We start from the raw sequence: 17,326 nt of genomic DNA, 5'->3' as shown, positions 1-17,326 counted from the left end.
TTAGTATGCTCTATCCCAAATTAACGAATGAACGCCGTGCTTTGGCTTCCAGTGGAATTTTACGAATCGCGACTTTCCATTTTTATTAACGAAACGAAATGTATGAACGTCAAATCCTTGCATCATTCGAAAACTTCTTGGAATTGTACGGTCGGACATAATCCACATCATCATTGCAGCTGATTCTTGATTATTGGCGATGAAGTCCCAAAAAGTATCATGTGCTGTTTGGCCCTGTGGAATTTCATTATGTGGCTCTGGTTTAAGGGCGTGAATAAGATCAGGAAATTTAATACCATCTTGAATGAAGAAAATTGGTATGTTATTTCCTACTAAGTCGAAATTCCCTTCTTCTGTATAAAATTTAACAGCGAATCCTCTAACATCTCGATTCGTTTCATTGGCTCCTTTTGATCCCGCTACTTCAGAAAAACGAACGAAAAGTGGTGTTGTTTTTGAAGGGTTTTGTAGAAAGTGTGCCATTGTTAGCTCTTCTAAAGATTCATATAACTCAAAAATGCCATGTGCTCCGAATCCTCGTGCATGAACGACTCTTTCAGGAATTCGTTCACGATCAAAATGAGAAAGTTTTTCTCGCATAAGAAAATCTTCCAGAAGGGTAGGGCCACGATCACTGGCAGTTAAAGAGTTTTCATCATTTGAAATTTTAACACCTGTATTTGTTGTCATCTCCTTTCCTTCATTTTCGGGTGTAAAGGATTGGAGCTGTTCTGTCTTTTTATTTTTTTTGCCGTCCATATAAAACACCTCCCATAATATACGTATTATTGATTGTAGTTTTTATGCTTGCATATAGTCTGAAGATATTATACTGTTGGTATGATTTTCCTCAAATGTTCGATTTATCTTTGTTTGTCTATGAAAATCATTTATTATAATAAATGGTATTCTTCGAGATATTATTTTGAAGGGGTGTTAAAGTGAAAGAAAGTTTTCTATCATATAAAGAAGAAGAAAGGAATGCAAAAATTTTCTTATGGGTGCTATTTGTTACTGTTACTGCATATCAAATTTTCTATGCAATCGTATTAGAAAATAAATCACTAACGGATAAGGGACATAACATACTATGGCAAGTTATTTGTGGAACAGCAATACTCGGCGTGAATATATATTTAATAAAAAAAGAGAAAGCAAACCTTGTTAAATATACATGTTTATTTGCATACATAGGGATAGAAATGGCTAATATACTTTCGTATATTCTTTATAATAAGGCGGCATTTGATGGGGTAAATATAATAGAAATTATTCTCATTTTCTTTGTACCTATATTTTTAAATAAAAAGTATTTTGTGTTTTTACTTGCTACGATTATAGGGAAATATGTGATTTATTTATTTGTATTAGAGGAAGTAAAAGCGTTTATGTTTCTTATTATGTACACACTTTTATTAATAGCTGCATACATCATTTTAAATCGATTTTTACAATATCTTTCAGCTGTAAAGGAAAGTATTAAGATTGCTAGTGAATCACAAAAATTAGCAGTGATCGGAAAAATGGCAGCGACAGTCGGGCATGAAATTAAAAATCCACTTGCTTCGTTAAAAGGATTTACACAATTACAGCGAGAGAAGCATGAAGATGATCCTATTTATAAACGAATGATCTTTGAAATAGAAAATATGAATAATATGATAAGTGAGTTAATGGAAGTTGCTACATGTAAACCTTCTATTTATGAGAAACATGATGTAGGAAAAATTGTATTACAAGCAGTAAAAACTCTTCGCGAAAAAATGAATGAATCAAATGTTCAACTTATTTCTAATGTGGAAGAAAAAACAGTGGAAGTTGAATGTGATGAACGAAAAATAAGAGGAGTTTTTTTATATGTCATAAATAATGCTCTGGAGGCAATGGAGCAAGGTGGCATTTTAGATTTGCGATTAGAAAATAAAGGGAAAGATTATGTGATGATAAGTATAATCGATAGTGGTTACGGTATTAAGAAGGAAAATTTAGCCCGTGTGACAGAGGCTTTTTATACAACGAAACAAGATAAAATTGGTCTAGGACTTACGGTAGCGGATCGAATTGTTGCCGAGCATCTTGGTGAATTATGCATTGTAAGTGAAAGAGATATTGGAACAAGAATAGACATCATTCTTCCAATGAAGTTTGGAAATTATGAAATCCAAGTGGAAGAAAAGCTAGGAGTTACCATATGAATAAAGGCTATATATTTAAAAATGAAGAAATAAAGGCACTCAAAGTATTTTTAAGCTTATTTTTTATTATATTTTTTGTATATGATCTTGCCTATGAATTTATCGTACCTTTAATAGGGGGAGAACAAGAAGGAGTAGGAAAATTCGAAGATGGTTTAGGCTTATGGCTCTATTTTTGGATGGTGATATTGTTTTGCATCGGCATATATTTTATGAAATGGAAGAATCCATTTGCGGTAAAGTATATCATTTTAATTGGCTATAATATATTAGATTTTATCCATAATATTATGATTTATTCTGGTAGTGATGCTGAGTTTGATGGTGGAAATATAGTAGAAGGATTTTTCATTTTATTTGCACCAATCTTCGTGAGTAAAAAATATTTTTGGTTAGTTATAGGGATAATTGTTGGAAGGTACGCTCTTATTGGAATCATTATTCAATCTTCTCTCGTTTTAATCCCAATGGCATTATGTAGCGTATTCTCCATTATATGTTGGATTATATTTTTGAGATTCCAGTCTTACATTCGTACGATTGAGATGATGGATAAAGAAATAAAACAAACAGAAAAGCTAGCAACTGTTGGAAAAATGGCAACAGTTATTGGCTATAAGATTAGAAGACCTTTAGCAACTTTAAAAAAACTTGTGAATAAACAAGCGAACAAGCATCCCGAGGATAAGATTTATAGCGATATTATGAAGCAAGAGGTAGAACGAATTCATACAATTACTACAGAACTTAGTGGGTTTGAGAAATCTAAATCGCTAGAATCAGAAACTCATAACATACAAGAAATTATCGCTTATGTTATTCGGGTTATGGGTAAGCCTGCTTTAGAACAAGGGGTGCACATACAAGGTATTTACAGTAAAGACATACCGTCAATTACATGCGACGAAAAACGATTAAAACAAGTATTTTTTAATTTAATCAAAAATGGGATTGAAGCAATGTCAGTTGGTGGGACGATTACGATTAAAGTTACCGTAGAAGATGGAATCGTCGTTCAGGTGAAAGATGAGGGGTGCGGCATTCCAAAAGATAAAATTCCAAAGTTAAATGAAGCTTTTTACACAACGAAAGAAACGGGCACAGGTTTAGGGTTAGTAGTTACAGAAAAAATTATTAAAGACCACAACGGTAAAATGAGCTTTGAAAGTGAAGTTGGAGTTGGAACGACGGTAAAGGTAATGTTGCCGATGTAATGATAAAATATTCGAAAAAGGGAGATTACTTACTTGAGAGCGATCTCCTTTTTTATTCTGTAAAAAATAAATTGATGTGTGTACCCATCTTCACTAATTAAAGTGTCCTTTTATAACCACCATTTCTCCTGCGGAATTAAAGTAATATCCAAACGAAAGTTCTCTTTAAACCAATCATATATCAATGTCTCTTTCACTAAGTATTCAGAGGCAGAGTGCGACACACCGATGAGTGACATATTCGTTGTTTTTACATAATCCATAATGAGCGAGTATTTATGTCTACCGTAATCATTGTCGATATGGCAATGGATTTCTCCTGCAATATATGCTTCAGCACCTTTTTCTTCTGCTTCGTTCATTAAAGATACGACATCGCCACATCCAGCGATAATTGCAATTTTTTTAATGGAATCGTGTTGTTTACCTTCGAAGTCTGTGTAAGGAATGTGGAAGAGTTTTTTTAGACGTTTTTGGAGTGCTTCTGTTGATGTTTCATCTATTTCACAAATGAGACCGACTGGCTCGCTTTCTGGACCACCGTAAGCAAATCCATCAATTACACTGGCTTGGAGTGCTTTTGCGATTGAAATGCTTGTTCCATACGTTTGATGAAAATCCATTGGTCCGTGACATGTATATATAGAAAGTTGTTTTTCTTTTATCGCCTGCAAATATTTTTCTGGAATGGGAATAAAACCACGGCCTGATTTTCCAAGCGGATCACCGCACTCCATAACAAGTGGATGATGCATAAAGAGTAAATCACCGGGTGTCGATTGTGAAATGAAAGCTTCAAGAACGTCATCTGTAGGGAATACAGATAAAAATACTTTGTTTACATTTTCAGCCCCTCGTATCATAAGACCGTTAAATAGCTCTACAAAAGTTGCTTCAAAAAATTGTTGCCATGGAAATTGGATAGAATCATATACAGCAGGGATAAAGCGACTAAAGGCAATGTCTTTTCCGTATTTTTCGATTTGGAATATATGATTGAGTGATTGTTCTATTTCTTTTAAAGCTGGCATGTTGTGTTATCCTCCTTAAACTAATTCTTACTCTATTAGTTATTTTTGTTTTTCATGGCAAAATAAGAAGCGGATAGGAAACAAATAAAACCTAGAATCCAACCAATAGAAGGAGAATAGGGAAGTATATGTTGTAATATCATTCCGCTAGAAATAAAAAAGCTACCTAATAGGCCTAATAAAATAGGATATCGCTTTAGTTGAGACATCAGTGATAGAACCTCCTTTATCACATACATTGTATATTAGTCTTAATTTTCTGTATACAAAGTTTTAGAAAAATAGTGGTACAATATATGAATGATACGAGAAGAGAGGATGAACATTAACAGATGTACGTTACTGTAACAGAAGCAGCATATAAAAAAATCATGGATACGATTCCAAATGAAGCGAAATATATAAAGTTATTTTACGATAATGAAGGTTGCGGTTGTGTTATGAGCGGAATCATTGATTTAGTAGCTGTAGTCGAAAAAGATGAGCGTGATGTAGATATTGAATCAAGTACACTTAGCTTTATCGCCGATCGCACAAAGCTTGTATTTATGGATGATAAGTTAACGGTTGATTGGCATGAAGGTGGAGGAACTTTTCAGTTGAAAAGCCCGAGCCAGTTTTATAATCCAAATATGAAGTTACATGTTCGAGTATAATAAAGAAAAGACGGTTCCAATATGTTTTTGGAATCGTCTTTTTCATTGCATAAGGTGTTATTATTGCCGTTTTTTGTTGATAAGTCGATATACTTAAAAATCGCCGATATAATTTCATGTGTCAAAGTAAAGCTCTTGATACAATAAAAAGATTTTTTCACATAATGAAATGTACACATGATTGAATTTTCTGTATAATTTTCTTTGCGGAGGGGATACGCATGAGAAGATGGGGAATTGAGTTATTAATTTTAAGTGTCGTTATGATTTGGGGTATTAACTATACCATTGCAAAATATGGGCTTGTAGAATTTACAGCAATTGAGTTTACTGCTATTCGGATGATGGCAGCGGCACCGTTACTGTTATTGCTTACATTCTTTATTGAAAAGTCGCTTTATGTGGAGCGAAAAGATATACCAAGATTAATCGTTGTTAGTTTTGTAGGTATTGTACTATATCAAACGTTATTTATGGAAACTGTTAAATATACATCCGCTACAAATGCCTCTTTACTCATTTCTATTTCACCTATTTTTACAACTTTATTTGCGGTTTTTTTGAAACAAGAAAAGTTTTCTTCTCGGAAGTTAATTGGTTCTATGATTGCCTTTGTGGGTGCAGCATTAGTTTTAGTAGCGGGGCATTCACTCGCTAGTTCTTTTTACGGGAATGGAATTGGAATGATTACATCAATATGCTGGGGGCTTTATCCTGTTTTAGCAGGGCCATTAATTAAAAAATATTCAGCACTACGTGTTACTGCATGGTCGGCATTAGTTGGAGCAATTCCGCTTTTATTATTAAGTGGTCCACATGTATTTGTCATGCCGTTTCACATTACAAAAGGGATGACACTATTTGCTTTACTATATTCTATTTTCTTTGTAACAGTATTTGGTTTAGTAATGTGGTATATCGGTGTTCAAAAAATTGGGGCATCCCATACGATGGTATATATGTATATTACACCGATTGTAGCGGTTTTATTTGCAGCTATATGGGCAAATGAATCTATTTCATTACAACAAATGATCGGTGGGATAATCATTTTCTTTGGTCTATGGTTTGTAAAATTGGAGAAAGTAAAAGTTCATACTACCGTACAGGAACCTATATCAAAATAGGAAAACAGATCACTTATGATCTGCTTTCCTATTTTTTTATTTTTGGTAAGAAGACGAGAAATAAGATAGCAGTAATAAGTGGAATTAAGTTTAAAAATGGAATACGGAAGAGTGTGATAAGAATAATACCTGGAAGGAGAACACCGAGGACAGCGTAGAAAATACTATGATTTTTCGTGTACCAATATAGCGAAAGTCCAATAAGTGCAGGGACAATGAGATGAATGAGAGCCATTAAAAAATAAATCATTAGACGCCCCCTTTATTTGTGTATTTATTACATCATATCCGTATGTTCATAGATTGATATCAATTTTTTCATAAATGGACGAAAAATGTTTGGAAAAACGTCACAAATTATAAGAATATGATGTTCGAAATCTTGTATAATATTATTTTCTGAAAACATTTAAACAACATAAACATTGGGTTTATGTTGTTTTTAATTTGAGTGAAGAGAATTTTAAGTAGTATGAACTCGAAAGAAATGAGTTATACAGCTTTTGTTGGATAGATTAAAACTACTGAAGAGGGGTACAGCATGATTAGTATGTCATTAAGATCGTTTAAAATTCAATCGTATTATTTACTAGGTATTCTGCTATTAGGCTGGATGTTAACGCCGTTTTCAGCGCATTTTCTAGGTGCAGGAATTGGACTTATCGTAAGTATGTATTGTGTTTGGCTTTTAGGGAGACGAATTGAGAAGCTTGGAGATAGCATTGTAAAGAAAACGAAAGCACCGACGCTCGGTATGTTTAACCGTTTTGCCGCTGCTATTTTGGGTGCTATTATTATGTACGAAATTGAGCACCATATGGTGATGTGGGCTTTTGCAGTAGGGATTATGGGCGGTTATTTCTTAATTGTTGTTAATTTAGGCTACTATAGCATGAAAGATGAGAAAGAATTAACGAAGAGATAAAAAGATAAAAGCTGCTCTTTAGATGGGATAGAGGATCCAGCGGTGGCTAGAAGCGGTTAGAGCCTTTTTTAGTTCCAGGCAGTGTGAGACCAGAAGGATGTAGTAAGTAGGAAAAAAGTTTGTGTGTTTGAATCTGTGATTTATATGTGTGAAAATTTAAGTATATGAATTGTAGATTGTGGTTGGGAATTTTTTAGATGGAATAGAGAATCCGGCGATGGTTAGAAGCGGTTAGAGCCTTTTTTAGCTCCGTACTTGTATAAAAAATAGATAGAAAGAAGCTTACGTAAAAACGTAAGCTTCTTTTTTATGTAAGTGTGTGTAACCGTTAAGCCGCATTGGGTTTTGTCGGTGAGTACGCGAAACTTTTCGGTTACACGACACTTATTCATATGAGTAAAGGGTTATTCCAACAGAAAGTTTTAACTTAAGCGATTGGACCGCCTAAGTTAATAATAGCTTCAGAAACGCTGTCGAACTTTTTGAAGTTCTCTTTGAATTTGTTTGCAAGTTCAATTGCTTTTGTTTTGTAAGCAGCTTTATCAGCCCAAGTTTGTTCAGGCATTAATACTTCGTCAGGTACACCTGGTACGTGAAGAGGTACTTCAAGACCGAAGATGTCATGTTTAGCAGTTTCAGCTTTTGCAAGTTCACCGCTTAGTGCCGCTTGAATCATTGCGCGAGTGTAACCTAAGTTCATACGCTTACCAACACCGTATTCGCCACCAGTCCAGCCAGTGTTTACTAAGAATACTTTCGCATCGTGTTTCTCAATTTTTTCACCAAGCATTTCAGCATAGCGAGATGCATCAAGTGGTAAGAATGGTGAACCGAAGCAAGTTGAGAATGTAGCTTGCGGAGATGTAACGCCGCGCTCTGTTCCTGCTAGTTTACTAGTGTAACCACTTAAGAAATGATACATAGCTTGTTCTTTTGATAACTTACTGATTGGAGGCAATACGCCAGATGCATCAGCAGTTAAGAAAATGATTGTATTTGGATGTCCTGCAACACTTGGCAGCACGATATTGTCAATCGCATGCATAGGGTAGGCAGCACGTGTATTTTCTGTTAAAGTAGTATCGTTATAGTCAGCGATGCGTGTTTGATCATTAATGACAACGTTTTCTAAAACAGATCCAAATTTGATTGCATCAAAGATTTGTGGTTCTTTCTCATGAGAAAGGTTTACACATTTCGCATAGCAACCGCCTTCAATATTGAATACACCGTTATCAGACCAACCATGCTCATCATCACCGATTAATTTACGGTTTGGATCAGCAGATAAAGTTGTTTTACCTGTTCCAGATAAACCGAAGAATAGTGCTACGTCACCTTCTTCACCTACGTTTGCAGAGCAATGCATAGAAAGAATATCTTGTTCAGGTAGTAAGAAGTTCATAATAGAGAAGATTGATTTTTTCATTTCTCCAGCGTATTCTGTACCACCAATTAGTACGATACGTTTTTCGAATGAAACCATGATGAATGCTTCAGAGTTTGTACCGTCAATTACTGGATCTGCTTTAAAGTTCGGTGCAGAAACAATTGTAAACTCTGATTCATGAGTTGTTAATTCTTCTTCAGTTGGACGAATAAATAATTGATGTACAAATAGATTGTGCCATGCATATTCGTTAATAACTTGAATTGGTAGGCGATAGTTGCGATCGGCGCCTGCAAATCCTTTGAAGACGAATAACTCTTCTTTTTCTTTTAAGTATTCTAAAACTTTAGTATATAATTTATTAAAATGTTCTTCAGAAATCGGTTGGTTCACAGCTCCCCAAGCAATTTTGTCAGCAACCGATGCTTCTTTCACAATAAATTTATCTTTAGGAGAACGTCCTGTGTATTTTCCTGTTGAAGCAGAAACTGCACCAGTAGAAGTTAATTTCCCTTCATTTCGCATTAATACTTTTTCCACTAATTGCGGAACACTTAGTTGAATCTGTGCATTGCTTCCGTTCAATAATTCATGTAAACCGATTTGGACATTCACAGTACTCATATTTATATACCATCCTTTTCATTTAATGAAATATTTCTCGTAATCCCCATCAAGAGTATAACACAATTATATAAATAATGTATACTATTTATTTATTTTTGTTTGTGTGAATGTATTATTTCCTTATTAATATTTCATTCCAGGCGTATTGAGAAAAACTTTCAGGAAAATGTGAATATTAATTGACAAATGAATATCATTTCTTTAGTATAGGTTGGGACGGATACTCTCTTATCCCGAGCTGGCGGAGGGACAGGCCCGATGAAGCCCAGCAACCTCACTTGTAGTGGTAAATACATGTGAATAGGTGCTAAAACCTGTGCGAGGCTAATGGTCTCGAACGATAAGAGCAAAGGGCAAAAAGCAGTATGCAAGTAGCAAATTAAACCTTTCCTCTATGTTAAGTAGGAAAGGTTTTTCTGTATGCTTGTGTGGGAGAATAAATGTATGTCGCAGTTTGTGGCAAATTAAGGATGAGTTCCGTACAATATATACAATTACTGTAGGGAGGTTTACCACATGACAAAAAAACGTCATCTGTTCACATCTGAGTCTGTAACTGAAGGACATCCAGATAAAATTTGTGACCAAATTTCTGATTCAATTTTAGATGCGATCTTATCAAAAGACGCAAATGCACGTGTAGCTTGTGAAACAACTGTAACAACTGGTTTAGTATTGGTAGCGGGGGAAATTACGACTTCTACTTACGTAGACATTCCAAAAATCGTTCGTGAAACAATTCAAGGCATTGGTTACACACGCGCAAAATACGGATTCGATGCAGAAACTTGTGCAGTTTTAACATCTATCGATGAGCAATCTGCTGACATCGCTATGGGTGTTGACCAAGCGCTAGAAGCACGCGAAGGTCAAATGACTGACGCTGAGATTGAGGCAATTGGTGCAGGAGACCAAGGTTTAATGTTTGGTTTTGCATGTAATGAAACACAAGAATTAATGCCACTTCCAATCTCGCTTGCTCACAAATTAGCTCGCCGTTTAACTGAAGTACGTAAAGATGACACATTATCATACTTACGTCCGGATGGAAAAACGCAAGTTACAATTGAGTATGATGAAAATGGTAAACCTGTACGTGTAGATACAATTGTAATTTCTACACAGCATCATCCAGATGTTACATGGGAAGAAATCGATCGCGATTTAAAAGAGCATGTAATTAAAGCTGTAGTTCCAGCAGAATTAATGGATGGAGAAACGAAATTCTTCATTAACCCAACTGGCCGCTTCGTAATTGGTGGACCACAAGGTGATGCTGGTTTAACAGGACGTAAAATCATCGTTGATACTTACGGTGGATACGCTCGCCACGGTGGCGGTGCATTCTCTGGTAAAGATGCAACGAAAGTTGACCGTTCTGCAGCATATGCAGCTCGTTATGTTGCGAAAAATATCGTAGCAGCTGGTCTTGCTGACAAAGCAGAAGTACAACTTGCATACGCAATTGGCGTAGCACAACCAGTATCAATTTCAGTTGATACATTTGGCACTGGTAAAGTATCTGAAGACGTACTAGTAGAACTAGTTCGTAACAACTTCGATCTTCGCCCAGCTGGTATTATTAAAATGCTAGACTTACGTCGCCCAATTTACAAACAAACAGCAGCTTACGGTCACTTTGGACGTACTGATGTAGATCTTTCATGGGAACGTACAGACAAAGCAGCTACTTTAAAAGAGCAAGCTGGTCTATAATATATGAAAAAAAGCTTTGCGCAGTGAGCGCAAAGCTTTTTTTATTTCGTTTTACTTACAATTTGAATGCATGATTTACAATACACTTCTCCGTCTAGCTCAATATATTTTTTCATATTAGTCATACCACTTGCTGGAAATGGCATATGAATCCGTGATTTTTCATATGTTTGTATTTCTTTTTCACATGATTTACAAATGGTCCGTTTCTTATGTAACATATGCAATCAACCTTTCATTTGACGTGCTTTACCCGCGCAAAAGGCACTGCTTAGTAAAAATAGCGTTGCGAATATAATACTTACTAATGTGGCGTATGGAATTGCTCCTTTTAGAGAAAAACCGACAGTGATGGAAGCAACGAATAAGAGGATGAATGTTGTTGTTAATTTTTTGTATAGTTCCATAATAGGTAGACCTCCGATTTATTTGGTAGTGCAATTTTAAAAACTGAATTCTACTATGTAGAAAATATAAGAAAAGTTAAAGGTTAGCTAATGATGTGAAGTCTAGGGGGATAAGAAAGAATGTTTTTCATTTTCCTTTTTGTGGATTACTATACTTATATTGTATCATGATGCATCATCGTCTTCATACATAATTGTGTAAAGGTATGTATGATAAAATGAAGAAAAGTCTTTAAGAAAGGAAGAAGAAAAATGAGTGTCAATGAACATAAAAAACAAGCGCCAAAAGAAGTGCGTTGCAAGATTGTAACAATTTCCGATACACGTACGGAAGAGACAGATAAGAGCGGACAACTATTACATGAATTGTTAAAAGAAGCAGGCCATACAGTGACTTCTTATGCAATTGTAAAAGATGATAAAGAAAGTATTCAGCAAGCAGTGTTAGCTGGTTATCATAAGGAAGATGTTGATGTTGTATTAACAAATGGTGGTACAGGTATTACGAAACGTGATGTCACAATTGAAGCCGTATCAGCGCTATTAGATAAAGAAATTGTCGGATTTGGTGAGTTGTTCCGCATGATTAGTTATTTAGAAGATATCGGAAGTAGTGCAATGTTAAGTAGAGCGATTGGTGGCACAATTGGGCGAAAAGTTGTCTTTTCAATGCCAGGATCTAGCGGAGCAGTTCGCCTTGCGATGAATAAGTTGATTTTACCGGAGTTAGGTCATATTACATTCGAACTGCATCGCCAATGAGTAAGTGGGCTGGAATTGTATTAGCAGGTGGTATGTCGAGTAGGTTTGGTGAGCCGAAAGCGTTAGCGAGCTGGCAAGGGAGTACGTTTATTGAGCATATTTTGAAAGTGATGACAAGGACGCTCCAAGAGGTTGTAGTCATTAGTCATTCTGATATAAAAGAGCGAGTAGAGCAATTCGTACAAGTTCCTGTTATAGAAGATATTCCGCACTATAAAGGAAACGGTCCACTTGCTGGAATTGTATCAGGAATGGAATATATAGAAGCAGATTGGTACGCTATTATGCCTTGCGATGCGCCAAATGTTTCGCATGAGTGGTTTACTATTTTATTAGAGCAAACGAACAATGAATATGATGCGGTTGTACCTATTATTAATGGAAGAAAACAACCGTTACTTGCAGCGTATCATAACCGTGTGAAAGAAAAGATTTATACTTTACTTCAAGAAGAAAAAAGAAGTATGGGGCAGCTTTTATTACAATGTAATGTGAAATATGTTGCCGGAGAAGATATACAAGCAAATGCAGAATGGTTTATAAATGTAAATACGAAAGAAGAATATGCGCAAGCTCAAAAAAACCTTTCAAATGAATGAAAGGTTTTTTGATATACAGAATTGGGGAACAATTGCTGTATAAAGGTATGTGAGTAAGCTGATTTTAAGGGGAATTCTTAAAATCACTATACAGTAAAAATACTGTATAACCATATATTAATTTTTATGGGTTTTTATTACAAGTCTGTTTAGTTATGTTTATTTTTGTTATAATGTATATAGAAATAAAGTGATATTTAACCTTATGTATCATTTATTAAACTAAAATTTGTGTTCGTGTAATAAACTCCCTTCATTTTTTTGAAGGGAGTTTTTGTGTTTAAGCGAGTAATTCTGATGTGGCGTGCTGAAGGACTTCTGCATATTGATTAAGTAAGCCACGAAAAATCTCATCCCAGCTTTTGGATTTCGCATAAGACGAAGCTGCTATTCCCATCTGTATAAGTTTTTCTTTATTTTGTAATAAAGAATAAATGGATGATAGAAATGCATCCGCATCTTTTGGTGGACAAAGAACTCCCGTTTTTCCATCTGTAATAATATTTTTAACTCCGCCACTATTTGCACCAATGACAGGGGTACCACATGCAAGTGATTCGAGTACGACATTTCCAAACGTTTCAGTAGCTGATGGAAATACCATTATGTTAGAACAAGCATATGCTTCAGCTAAATCTTCACCTTGTAAATAGCCAGTAAAAGTGACATTTGTTTTCGAGACAGCTTCACATAAGTTTGCTGCTAGAGGACCATCTCCGGCGATGAGCCAATGAATGTCGTTTCGAGTATGCGCGGATTTAACGATAAGGTCTTGCAACGTATCAATATCTTTTTCAGGAGCAATCCGTCCAACATAGGAAAGGACATACTTCGCTGTAATATTATATTTTTTTCGGAATAGGTCTGTATTATAAGCTGGATGAAAGAGTGTGCAATCTACACCACGTCCCCAAATAGAGAGGGACTGAAACCCTTTATTTTTTAGTTGATGTAATGTTTCAGAGGAAGGAACAAAATTCTTTTGCATATGACTATGAAACCATTTTAAATAGTTCCAAAGCATATTAGAGAGGAATTCGATTTTGTAATAGCGTAAATAGGCATCGAAATCAGTATGATAAGAACCGACAACTGGAATGTTTAACTTTTTTGCATAATACAATCCACAAAGTCCCATGTTGAAAGGTGTAGCAATGTGAATCATATCAGGTTTAAAGGTAAGAAGTTCCCGTTTAATGCGCGGAGTAGGAAAAGAAAAGCGGCATTCTGGATATAATATTGTTAACGGGATACTTCTCATTTTGTTCACATTTGCTACGAAATTATCTTCAGCGGTATGCTGAGGGGCGAAAACAGAATAGGCGATATTTTCTTTTTGAAAGTAACGTGTTAATCGCTCTAATGTTTTCGCAACCCCATTGATTTGTGGTGTAAAAGTATCGGTAAATATGGCGACTCTCATCATATCGCTCCTTTACGTGAAGAGTGGGATGCATTGATAAAAAGAGATGATGCCAGAGCAAGTGCCGAGGCACATACCGACGAATACGTCTGACGGATAGTGAAGCCCTAAATAAATGCGAGAAATCCCGACGCATAATGCTAACGGTAATAGAAAAACAAGTAAGCTTGGATTATAGCAAATAAATGGAATGAACACAGAGAAAACAGCCGTTGTATGACCAGACGGGAAAGAGTGGTCTTTTAATGGATGGACTGGATATTTTGCATCCTGAATTGTTAAATAAGGACGTTTTCGTGGATAATATCTTTTTAATATTTGCACAGGAATATGGCTAATTGCTAAAGAAATAGCAGTTGCAATTGCAGCTTGATGCAAAGTCCCTTTTGCGAAAATTAAAAAGAAAAGTGTGAGTGCAATGGAGAAAGTGGCACCACCAATATGAGTAATATTGCTGAAAAAGATATTTAATGTTTTTTGATCAAAGTAGCGATTAATTCCTTTGAAAATGTAACATTCTATTTTATATAATCCACTGACCTTCATGAAGATTCTCCTCCCTCATCTACATATATATGGAGATATTTGCTTCTATTTTAATAAGATTTTGTTGAGGGAATAATAATGTTTTGTAAAGAAAAAGTTAGTTTTTATAAAGTGAAACTTTAATCAGTGGGGATTCTGTTCATCCACCACTGATTATTAGCCTTCACCAATCGGGATGAAAAAAGCTGCCAATCTTATGGCAGCAGGAAAATTATTTTTGTAATGATTTATAGTATTGACCTTTTTCAACGTATTGTGTGCGAATTCGTTCCATGTCTTTACGGTCTTCTTCTGTTAATTCACGAATGACTTTCGCTGGGCGACCGAACGCTAACGTATTTGGTGGAATTTTCTTCCCTTGTGAAACGAGACTCCCGGCACCGATAAAGGCTCCTTCACCAATTTCAGCACCATCTAATATAATAGATCCCATTCCAATTAAAGCATCTTTTTTAATGTGACAGCTATGTAAAATGACTTGATGTCCAACTGTAACGTCATCTTCTAAAATAAGAGGATACTGAGGGCTTTGGTGGAGTGTACATTGATCTTGTACATTTACCCGGTCTCCAATTATAGTCGGTGATACGTCACCTCGGATGACTGTATTAAACCAAATACTTGCTTCTTCACCAATGGAAACATCGCCTGTAATCGTAACATAGTCAGCGATAAAAGCACTACTCGAAATTTTTGGGTTTTTTTCTTTATAAGGATATATCATGTAAAGCCTTCCTTTCCTAGAGACTAGTTTTAGTGTATCAAATTATGAAAAAGAGTGAAATGGAGGAGGTCTGTATGTGGAATTATGAAGCGGAGGAAGCGAAAGCTGTAGTCGTTATTGTACACGGCGCAATGGAATATCACGGACGCTACGAAGCGGTCGCGGAAATGTGGAATCATATCGGCTACCACGTCGTGATGGGAGACCTTCCGTCACATGGAACGACTTCGAGAAATAGAGGACATATTGATTCATTTGATGAATACATAGAAGAAGTTAAATTATGGGTGAAAGAAGCTAGAAAATACCGGGTACCTATTTTTCTATTCGGTCATAGTATGGGCGGTCTTATCGTGATTCGTATGATGCAAGAAACGAAGAGAGAAGATATAGATGGTATCATTTTAAGTTCGCCATGTTTAGGCGTATTAGCTGCACCTGCTGCTCCGCTTCGAGCGGCTTCAAAAATATTAAATGTTGTTGCACCAAAATTGCAATTTGCAACGAATCTTACAGTGGAAATGTCGACACGTAATCATGAAGTGAGAGATGCGATGGAGAATGATTCGTTGTTCTTGCGCAAAGTATCAGTACGTTGGTATAGTGAATTAATTAAGTCTATTGAAATGGCCCATAAGAAAATAAACGATTTTCCAGATGTTCCGCTCTTGCTAATGCAAGCATGTGAGGATAAACTTGTAGATAAAACACGTGTCCGCATATGGTTTGATAATGTTAAAATAAGTGATAAGGCATATAAAGAATGGCCTAATTGTTATCATGAATTATTAAATGAGTATGAGCGTGATGAAATTTTGAATTATATTCAGTCATTTACTGAAATACGTATCAATAACATAATAGAAACAAATAAGTAAATTATTTGTACAATGAATAGAGGAGATGAAGGAAGAAGTGAACGTACCGAGTAATCCCATAACGCTCATGGCGAAAGTATACCGTGATGTGTTTCCGGTTGTACACCATGAGCTAGCGATGTGGAAAGAGCGTGCCTACCATATTCCGAATGATGAGCTTCATAGTCAGGCAATCGCAAGTATTGAGCATAAAACGTTTCATTGCGAGGGCGGTGGCATTTTAGCGCTATTAGCAAATGAACACCGAGAGGAATGTATTCGTTTTATCGTAGCGTATCAAACGATTAGCGACTATTTAGATAATTTATGTGATCGCAGTACATCACTTGATCCGAACGATTTTGCCGCGCTGCATGAATCCATGTTAATGGCATTATCACCTGAAGTAGAAGGTGGCGGTAATTATTATCGTTATCGTGATGATCAAGATGATGGTGGTTATTTAGATGAACTTGTTGAAACGTGCCAAGATGTTTTAAAGAAAACGAAGCACTATGACAAAATTGCTCCTGTTCTTCATGAACTAGCTTGTTATTATTGTGATTTACAAATTCATAAACACGTGAAGTTAGAAGAAAGAGAGCCACGTTTAAAGACATGGTTTGAAGCACATAAAGAAAACTTACCCGAGATGAGCTGGTTTGAATTTTCAGCATGTGCCGGTTCTACGCTTGGAATCTTCTGTCTTGTAGCATATGCATTTCATGATGAATTACATGATGAAGATATTGCGAAAATTAGACAAGGGTACTTCCCTTACGTACAAGGACTCCATATTTTACTTGATTATTTTATCGATCAAGAAGAAGACCGTATAGGCGGAGATTTGAATTTCTGTAGTTATTACGAAAACGAGCAAGCTATATTAGATCGCATGAAACATTTTGTAGAAGAAGCAGAGAACAGCATTGGTGATTTGCCTCATGCGAAGTTTCATCGTCTTATTAGCCGAGGGTTACTTGGTATTTATTTATCAGATCAAAAAGTATCAGCACAAAAGAATATGCACAAAATGGCACGGCGCATTGTAAAATACGGAGGGCTTACTTCACGATTCTTCTATTGGAACGGGAAGTTGTACCGAAAGAAAATGGCGCAGTGATGAA

General features: G+C 35.8%; 18 protein-coding genes, 1 pseudogene and 1 riboswitch. Of the genes and pseudogenes, 10 read left to right on the top strand and 9 right to left on the bottom strand.

All coding sequences use genetic code 11. From position 1 onward, the window contains the following. Positions 1-6 precede the first annotated feature (6 nt). Positions 7-759 (bottom strand): annotated as a pseudogene (locus BTOYO_RS10120) (catalase); the annotation flags it as partial. Between the two features lie 182 nt (positions 760-941). On the opposite strand from BTOYO_RS10120, the gene BTOYO_RS10115 reads away from it, so the two are divergent. Further along, complete coding sequence (locus BTOYO_RS10115) at positions 942-2,195, top strand: ATP-binding protein (RefSeq protein WP_000664869.1); 1,254 nt, start codon at positions 942-944, stop codon at positions 2,193-2,195. Further along, positions 2,192-3,409, top strand: a complete 1,218-nt coding sequence (locus BTOYO_RS10110; protein ID WP_001032640.1) for an ATP-binding protein — start codon at positions 2,192-2,194, stop codon at positions 3,407-3,409. The genes BTOYO_RS10115 and BTOYO_RS10110 overlap by 4 nt, the downstream gene beginning before the upstream one ends. A gap of 110 nt (positions 3,410-3,519) precedes the next feature. On the opposite strand, the gene BTOYO_RS10105 is transcribed toward BTOYO_RS10110, so the two are convergent. Beyond that, the gene (locus BTOYO_RS10105) at positions 3,520-4,440 is read right to left on the bottom strand and encodes a Nif3-like dinuclear metal center hexameric protein (RefSeq protein ID WP_001111099.1); all 921 of its coding nucleotides are present in this window, start codon (positions 4,438-4,440) and stop codon (positions 3,520-3,522) included. Between the two features lie 332 nt (positions 4,441-4,772). Here BTOYO_RS10105 and BTOYO_RS10100 point away from each other — a divergent pair, with 332 nt between their 5' ends. Together BTOYO_RS10100 and BTOYO_RS10095 are read left to right on the top strand one after the other, a co-directional pair. Beyond that, positions 4,773-5,096 (top strand): iron-sulfur cluster biosynthesis family protein, encoded by a 324-nt coding sequence (locus BTOYO_RS10100; protein ID WP_000289568.1) that lies wholly within the window; start codon positions 4,773-4,775, stop codon positions 5,094-5,096. A gap of 221 nt (positions 5,097-5,317) precedes the next feature. After that, positions 5,318-6,223 (top strand): DMT family transporter, encoded by a 906-nt coding sequence (locus BTOYO_RS10095; RefSeq protein WP_001255426.1) that lies wholly within the window; start codon positions 5,318-5,320, stop codon positions 6,221-6,223. Positions 6,224-6,251: 28 nt separating this feature from the next. On the opposite strand, the gene BTOYO_RS10090 is transcribed toward BTOYO_RS10095, so the two are convergent. After that, positions 6,252-6,473 (bottom strand): hypothetical protein, encoded by a 222-nt coding sequence (locus BTOYO_RS10090; protein ID WP_000639048.1) that lies wholly within the window; start codon positions 6,471-6,473, stop codon positions 6,252-6,254. 291 nt (positions 6,474-6,764) lie between these two features. Between BTOYO_RS10090 and BTOYO_RS10085 the strand changes: the two genes are divergently transcribed. Then, complete coding sequence (locus tag BTOYO_RS10085; RefSeq protein WP_000624935.1) at positions 6,765-7,148, top strand: ATP synthase subunit I; 384 nt, start codon at positions 6,765-6,767, stop codon at positions 7,146-7,148. A 427-nt stretch (positions 7,149-7,575) separates the two neighbouring features. On the opposite strand, the gene pckA is transcribed toward BTOYO_RS10085, so the two are convergent. Next, positions 7,576-9,162, bottom strand: a complete 1,587-nt coding sequence (gene pckA, locus BTOYO_RS10080) for a phosphoenolpyruvate carboxykinase (ATP) (protein WP_023441090.1) — start codon at positions 9,160-9,162, stop codon at positions 7,576-7,578. A gap of 228 nt (positions 9,163-9,390) precedes the next feature. Then, positions 9,391-9,512: riboswitch (SAM riboswitch) on the top strand. 169 nt (positions 9,513-9,681) lie between these two features. On the opposite strand from pckA, the gene metK reads away from it, so the two are divergent. Next, positions 9,682-10,881 (top strand): methionine adenosyltransferase, encoded by a 1,200-nt coding sequence (gene metK / locus BTOYO_RS10075; protein WP_000163114.1) that lies wholly within the window; start codon positions 9,682-9,684, stop codon positions 10,879-10,881. Between the two features lie 41 nt (positions 10,882-10,922). Here metK and BTOYO_RS10070 read toward each other — a convergent pair whose 3' ends face one another. After that, positions 10,923-11,102: a hypothetical protein gene (locus tag BTOYO_RS10070; protein ID WP_000902511.1), complete on the bottom strand. Its 180-nt coding sequence runs from the start codon at positions 11,100-11,102 to the stop codon at positions 10,923-10,925. A 6-nt stretch (positions 11,103-11,108) separates the two neighbouring features. Then, positions 11,109-11,288, bottom strand: a complete 180-nt coding sequence (locus BTOYO_RS10065; protein WP_000424805.1) for a hypothetical protein — start codon at positions 11,286-11,288, stop codon at positions 11,109-11,111. Between the two features lie 252 nt (positions 11,289-11,540). On the opposite strand from BTOYO_RS10065, the gene BTOYO_RS10060 reads away from it, so the two are divergent. Then, entirely contained in the window at positions 11,541-12,050 is a 510-nt protein-coding gene (locus BTOYO_RS10060; protein WP_000115581.1) for a MogA/MoaB family molybdenum cofactor biosynthesis protein, read from the top strand. Further along, a complete protein-coding gene (locus tag BTOYO_RS10055; RefSeq protein WP_000049466.1) occupies positions 12,047-12,649 on the top strand; it encodes a molybdenum cofactor guanylyltransferase in 603 nt (200 codons plus the stop codon). Before BTOYO_RS10060 ends, BTOYO_RS10055 begins: the two co-directional genes overlap by 4 nt. A 280-nt stretch (positions 12,650-12,929) precedes the next feature. On the opposite strand, the gene BTOYO_RS10050 is transcribed toward BTOYO_RS10055, so the two are convergent. The 3 genes from BTOYO_RS10050 to BTOYO_RS10040 form a co-directional block, all read right to left on the bottom strand. Next, positions 12,930-14,072 (bottom strand): glycosyltransferase family 4 protein, encoded by a 1,143-nt coding sequence (locus tag BTOYO_RS10050; RefSeq protein WP_001261593.1) that lies wholly within the window; start codon positions 14,070-14,072, stop codon positions 12,930-12,932. A 12-nt stretch (positions 14,073-14,084) separates the two neighbouring features. After that, positions 14,085-14,618 (bottom strand): phosphatase PAP2 family protein, encoded by a 534-nt coding sequence (locus tag BTOYO_RS10045; protein WP_000868586.1) that lies wholly within the window; start codon positions 14,616-14,618, stop codon positions 14,085-14,087. A gap of 211 nt (positions 14,619-14,829) precedes the next feature. Beyond that, a complete protein-coding gene (locus BTOYO_RS10040) occupies positions 14,830-15,342 on the bottom strand; it encodes a gamma carbonic anhydrase (protein WP_000640217.1) in 513 nt (170 codons plus the stop codon). A gap of 74 nt (positions 15,343-15,416) precedes the next feature. Here BTOYO_RS10040 and BTOYO_RS10035 point away from each other — a divergent pair, with 74 nt between their 5' ends. Both BTOYO_RS10035 and BTOYO_RS10030 read left to right on the top strand, forming a co-directional pair. Beyond that, the gene (locus tag BTOYO_RS10035) at positions 15,417-16,220 is read left to right on the top strand and encodes an alpha/beta hydrolase (RefSeq protein ID WP_000267438.1); all 804 of its coding nucleotides are present in this window, start codon (positions 15,417-15,419) and stop codon (positions 16,218-16,220) included. Positions 16,221-16,257: 37 nt separating this feature from the next. Further along, a complete protein-coding gene (locus BTOYO_RS10030) occupies positions 16,258-17,322 on the top strand; it encodes a tetraprenyl-beta-curcumene synthase family protein (RefSeq protein ID WP_001102465.1) in 1,065 nt (354 codons plus the stop codon). The last annotated feature ends 4 nt before the right edge of the window (positions 17,323-17,326 follow it).

The sequence above is a fragment of the Bacillus toyonensis BCT-7112 genome, from assembly GCF_000496285.1.
GTDB lineage: Bacteria > Bacillota > Bacilli > Bacillales > Bacillaceae_G > Bacillus_A > Bacillus_A toyonensis.
Note: the sequence above shows the minus strand (reverse complement) of the source record. Positions and strands in the feature narration are given on the sequence as shown.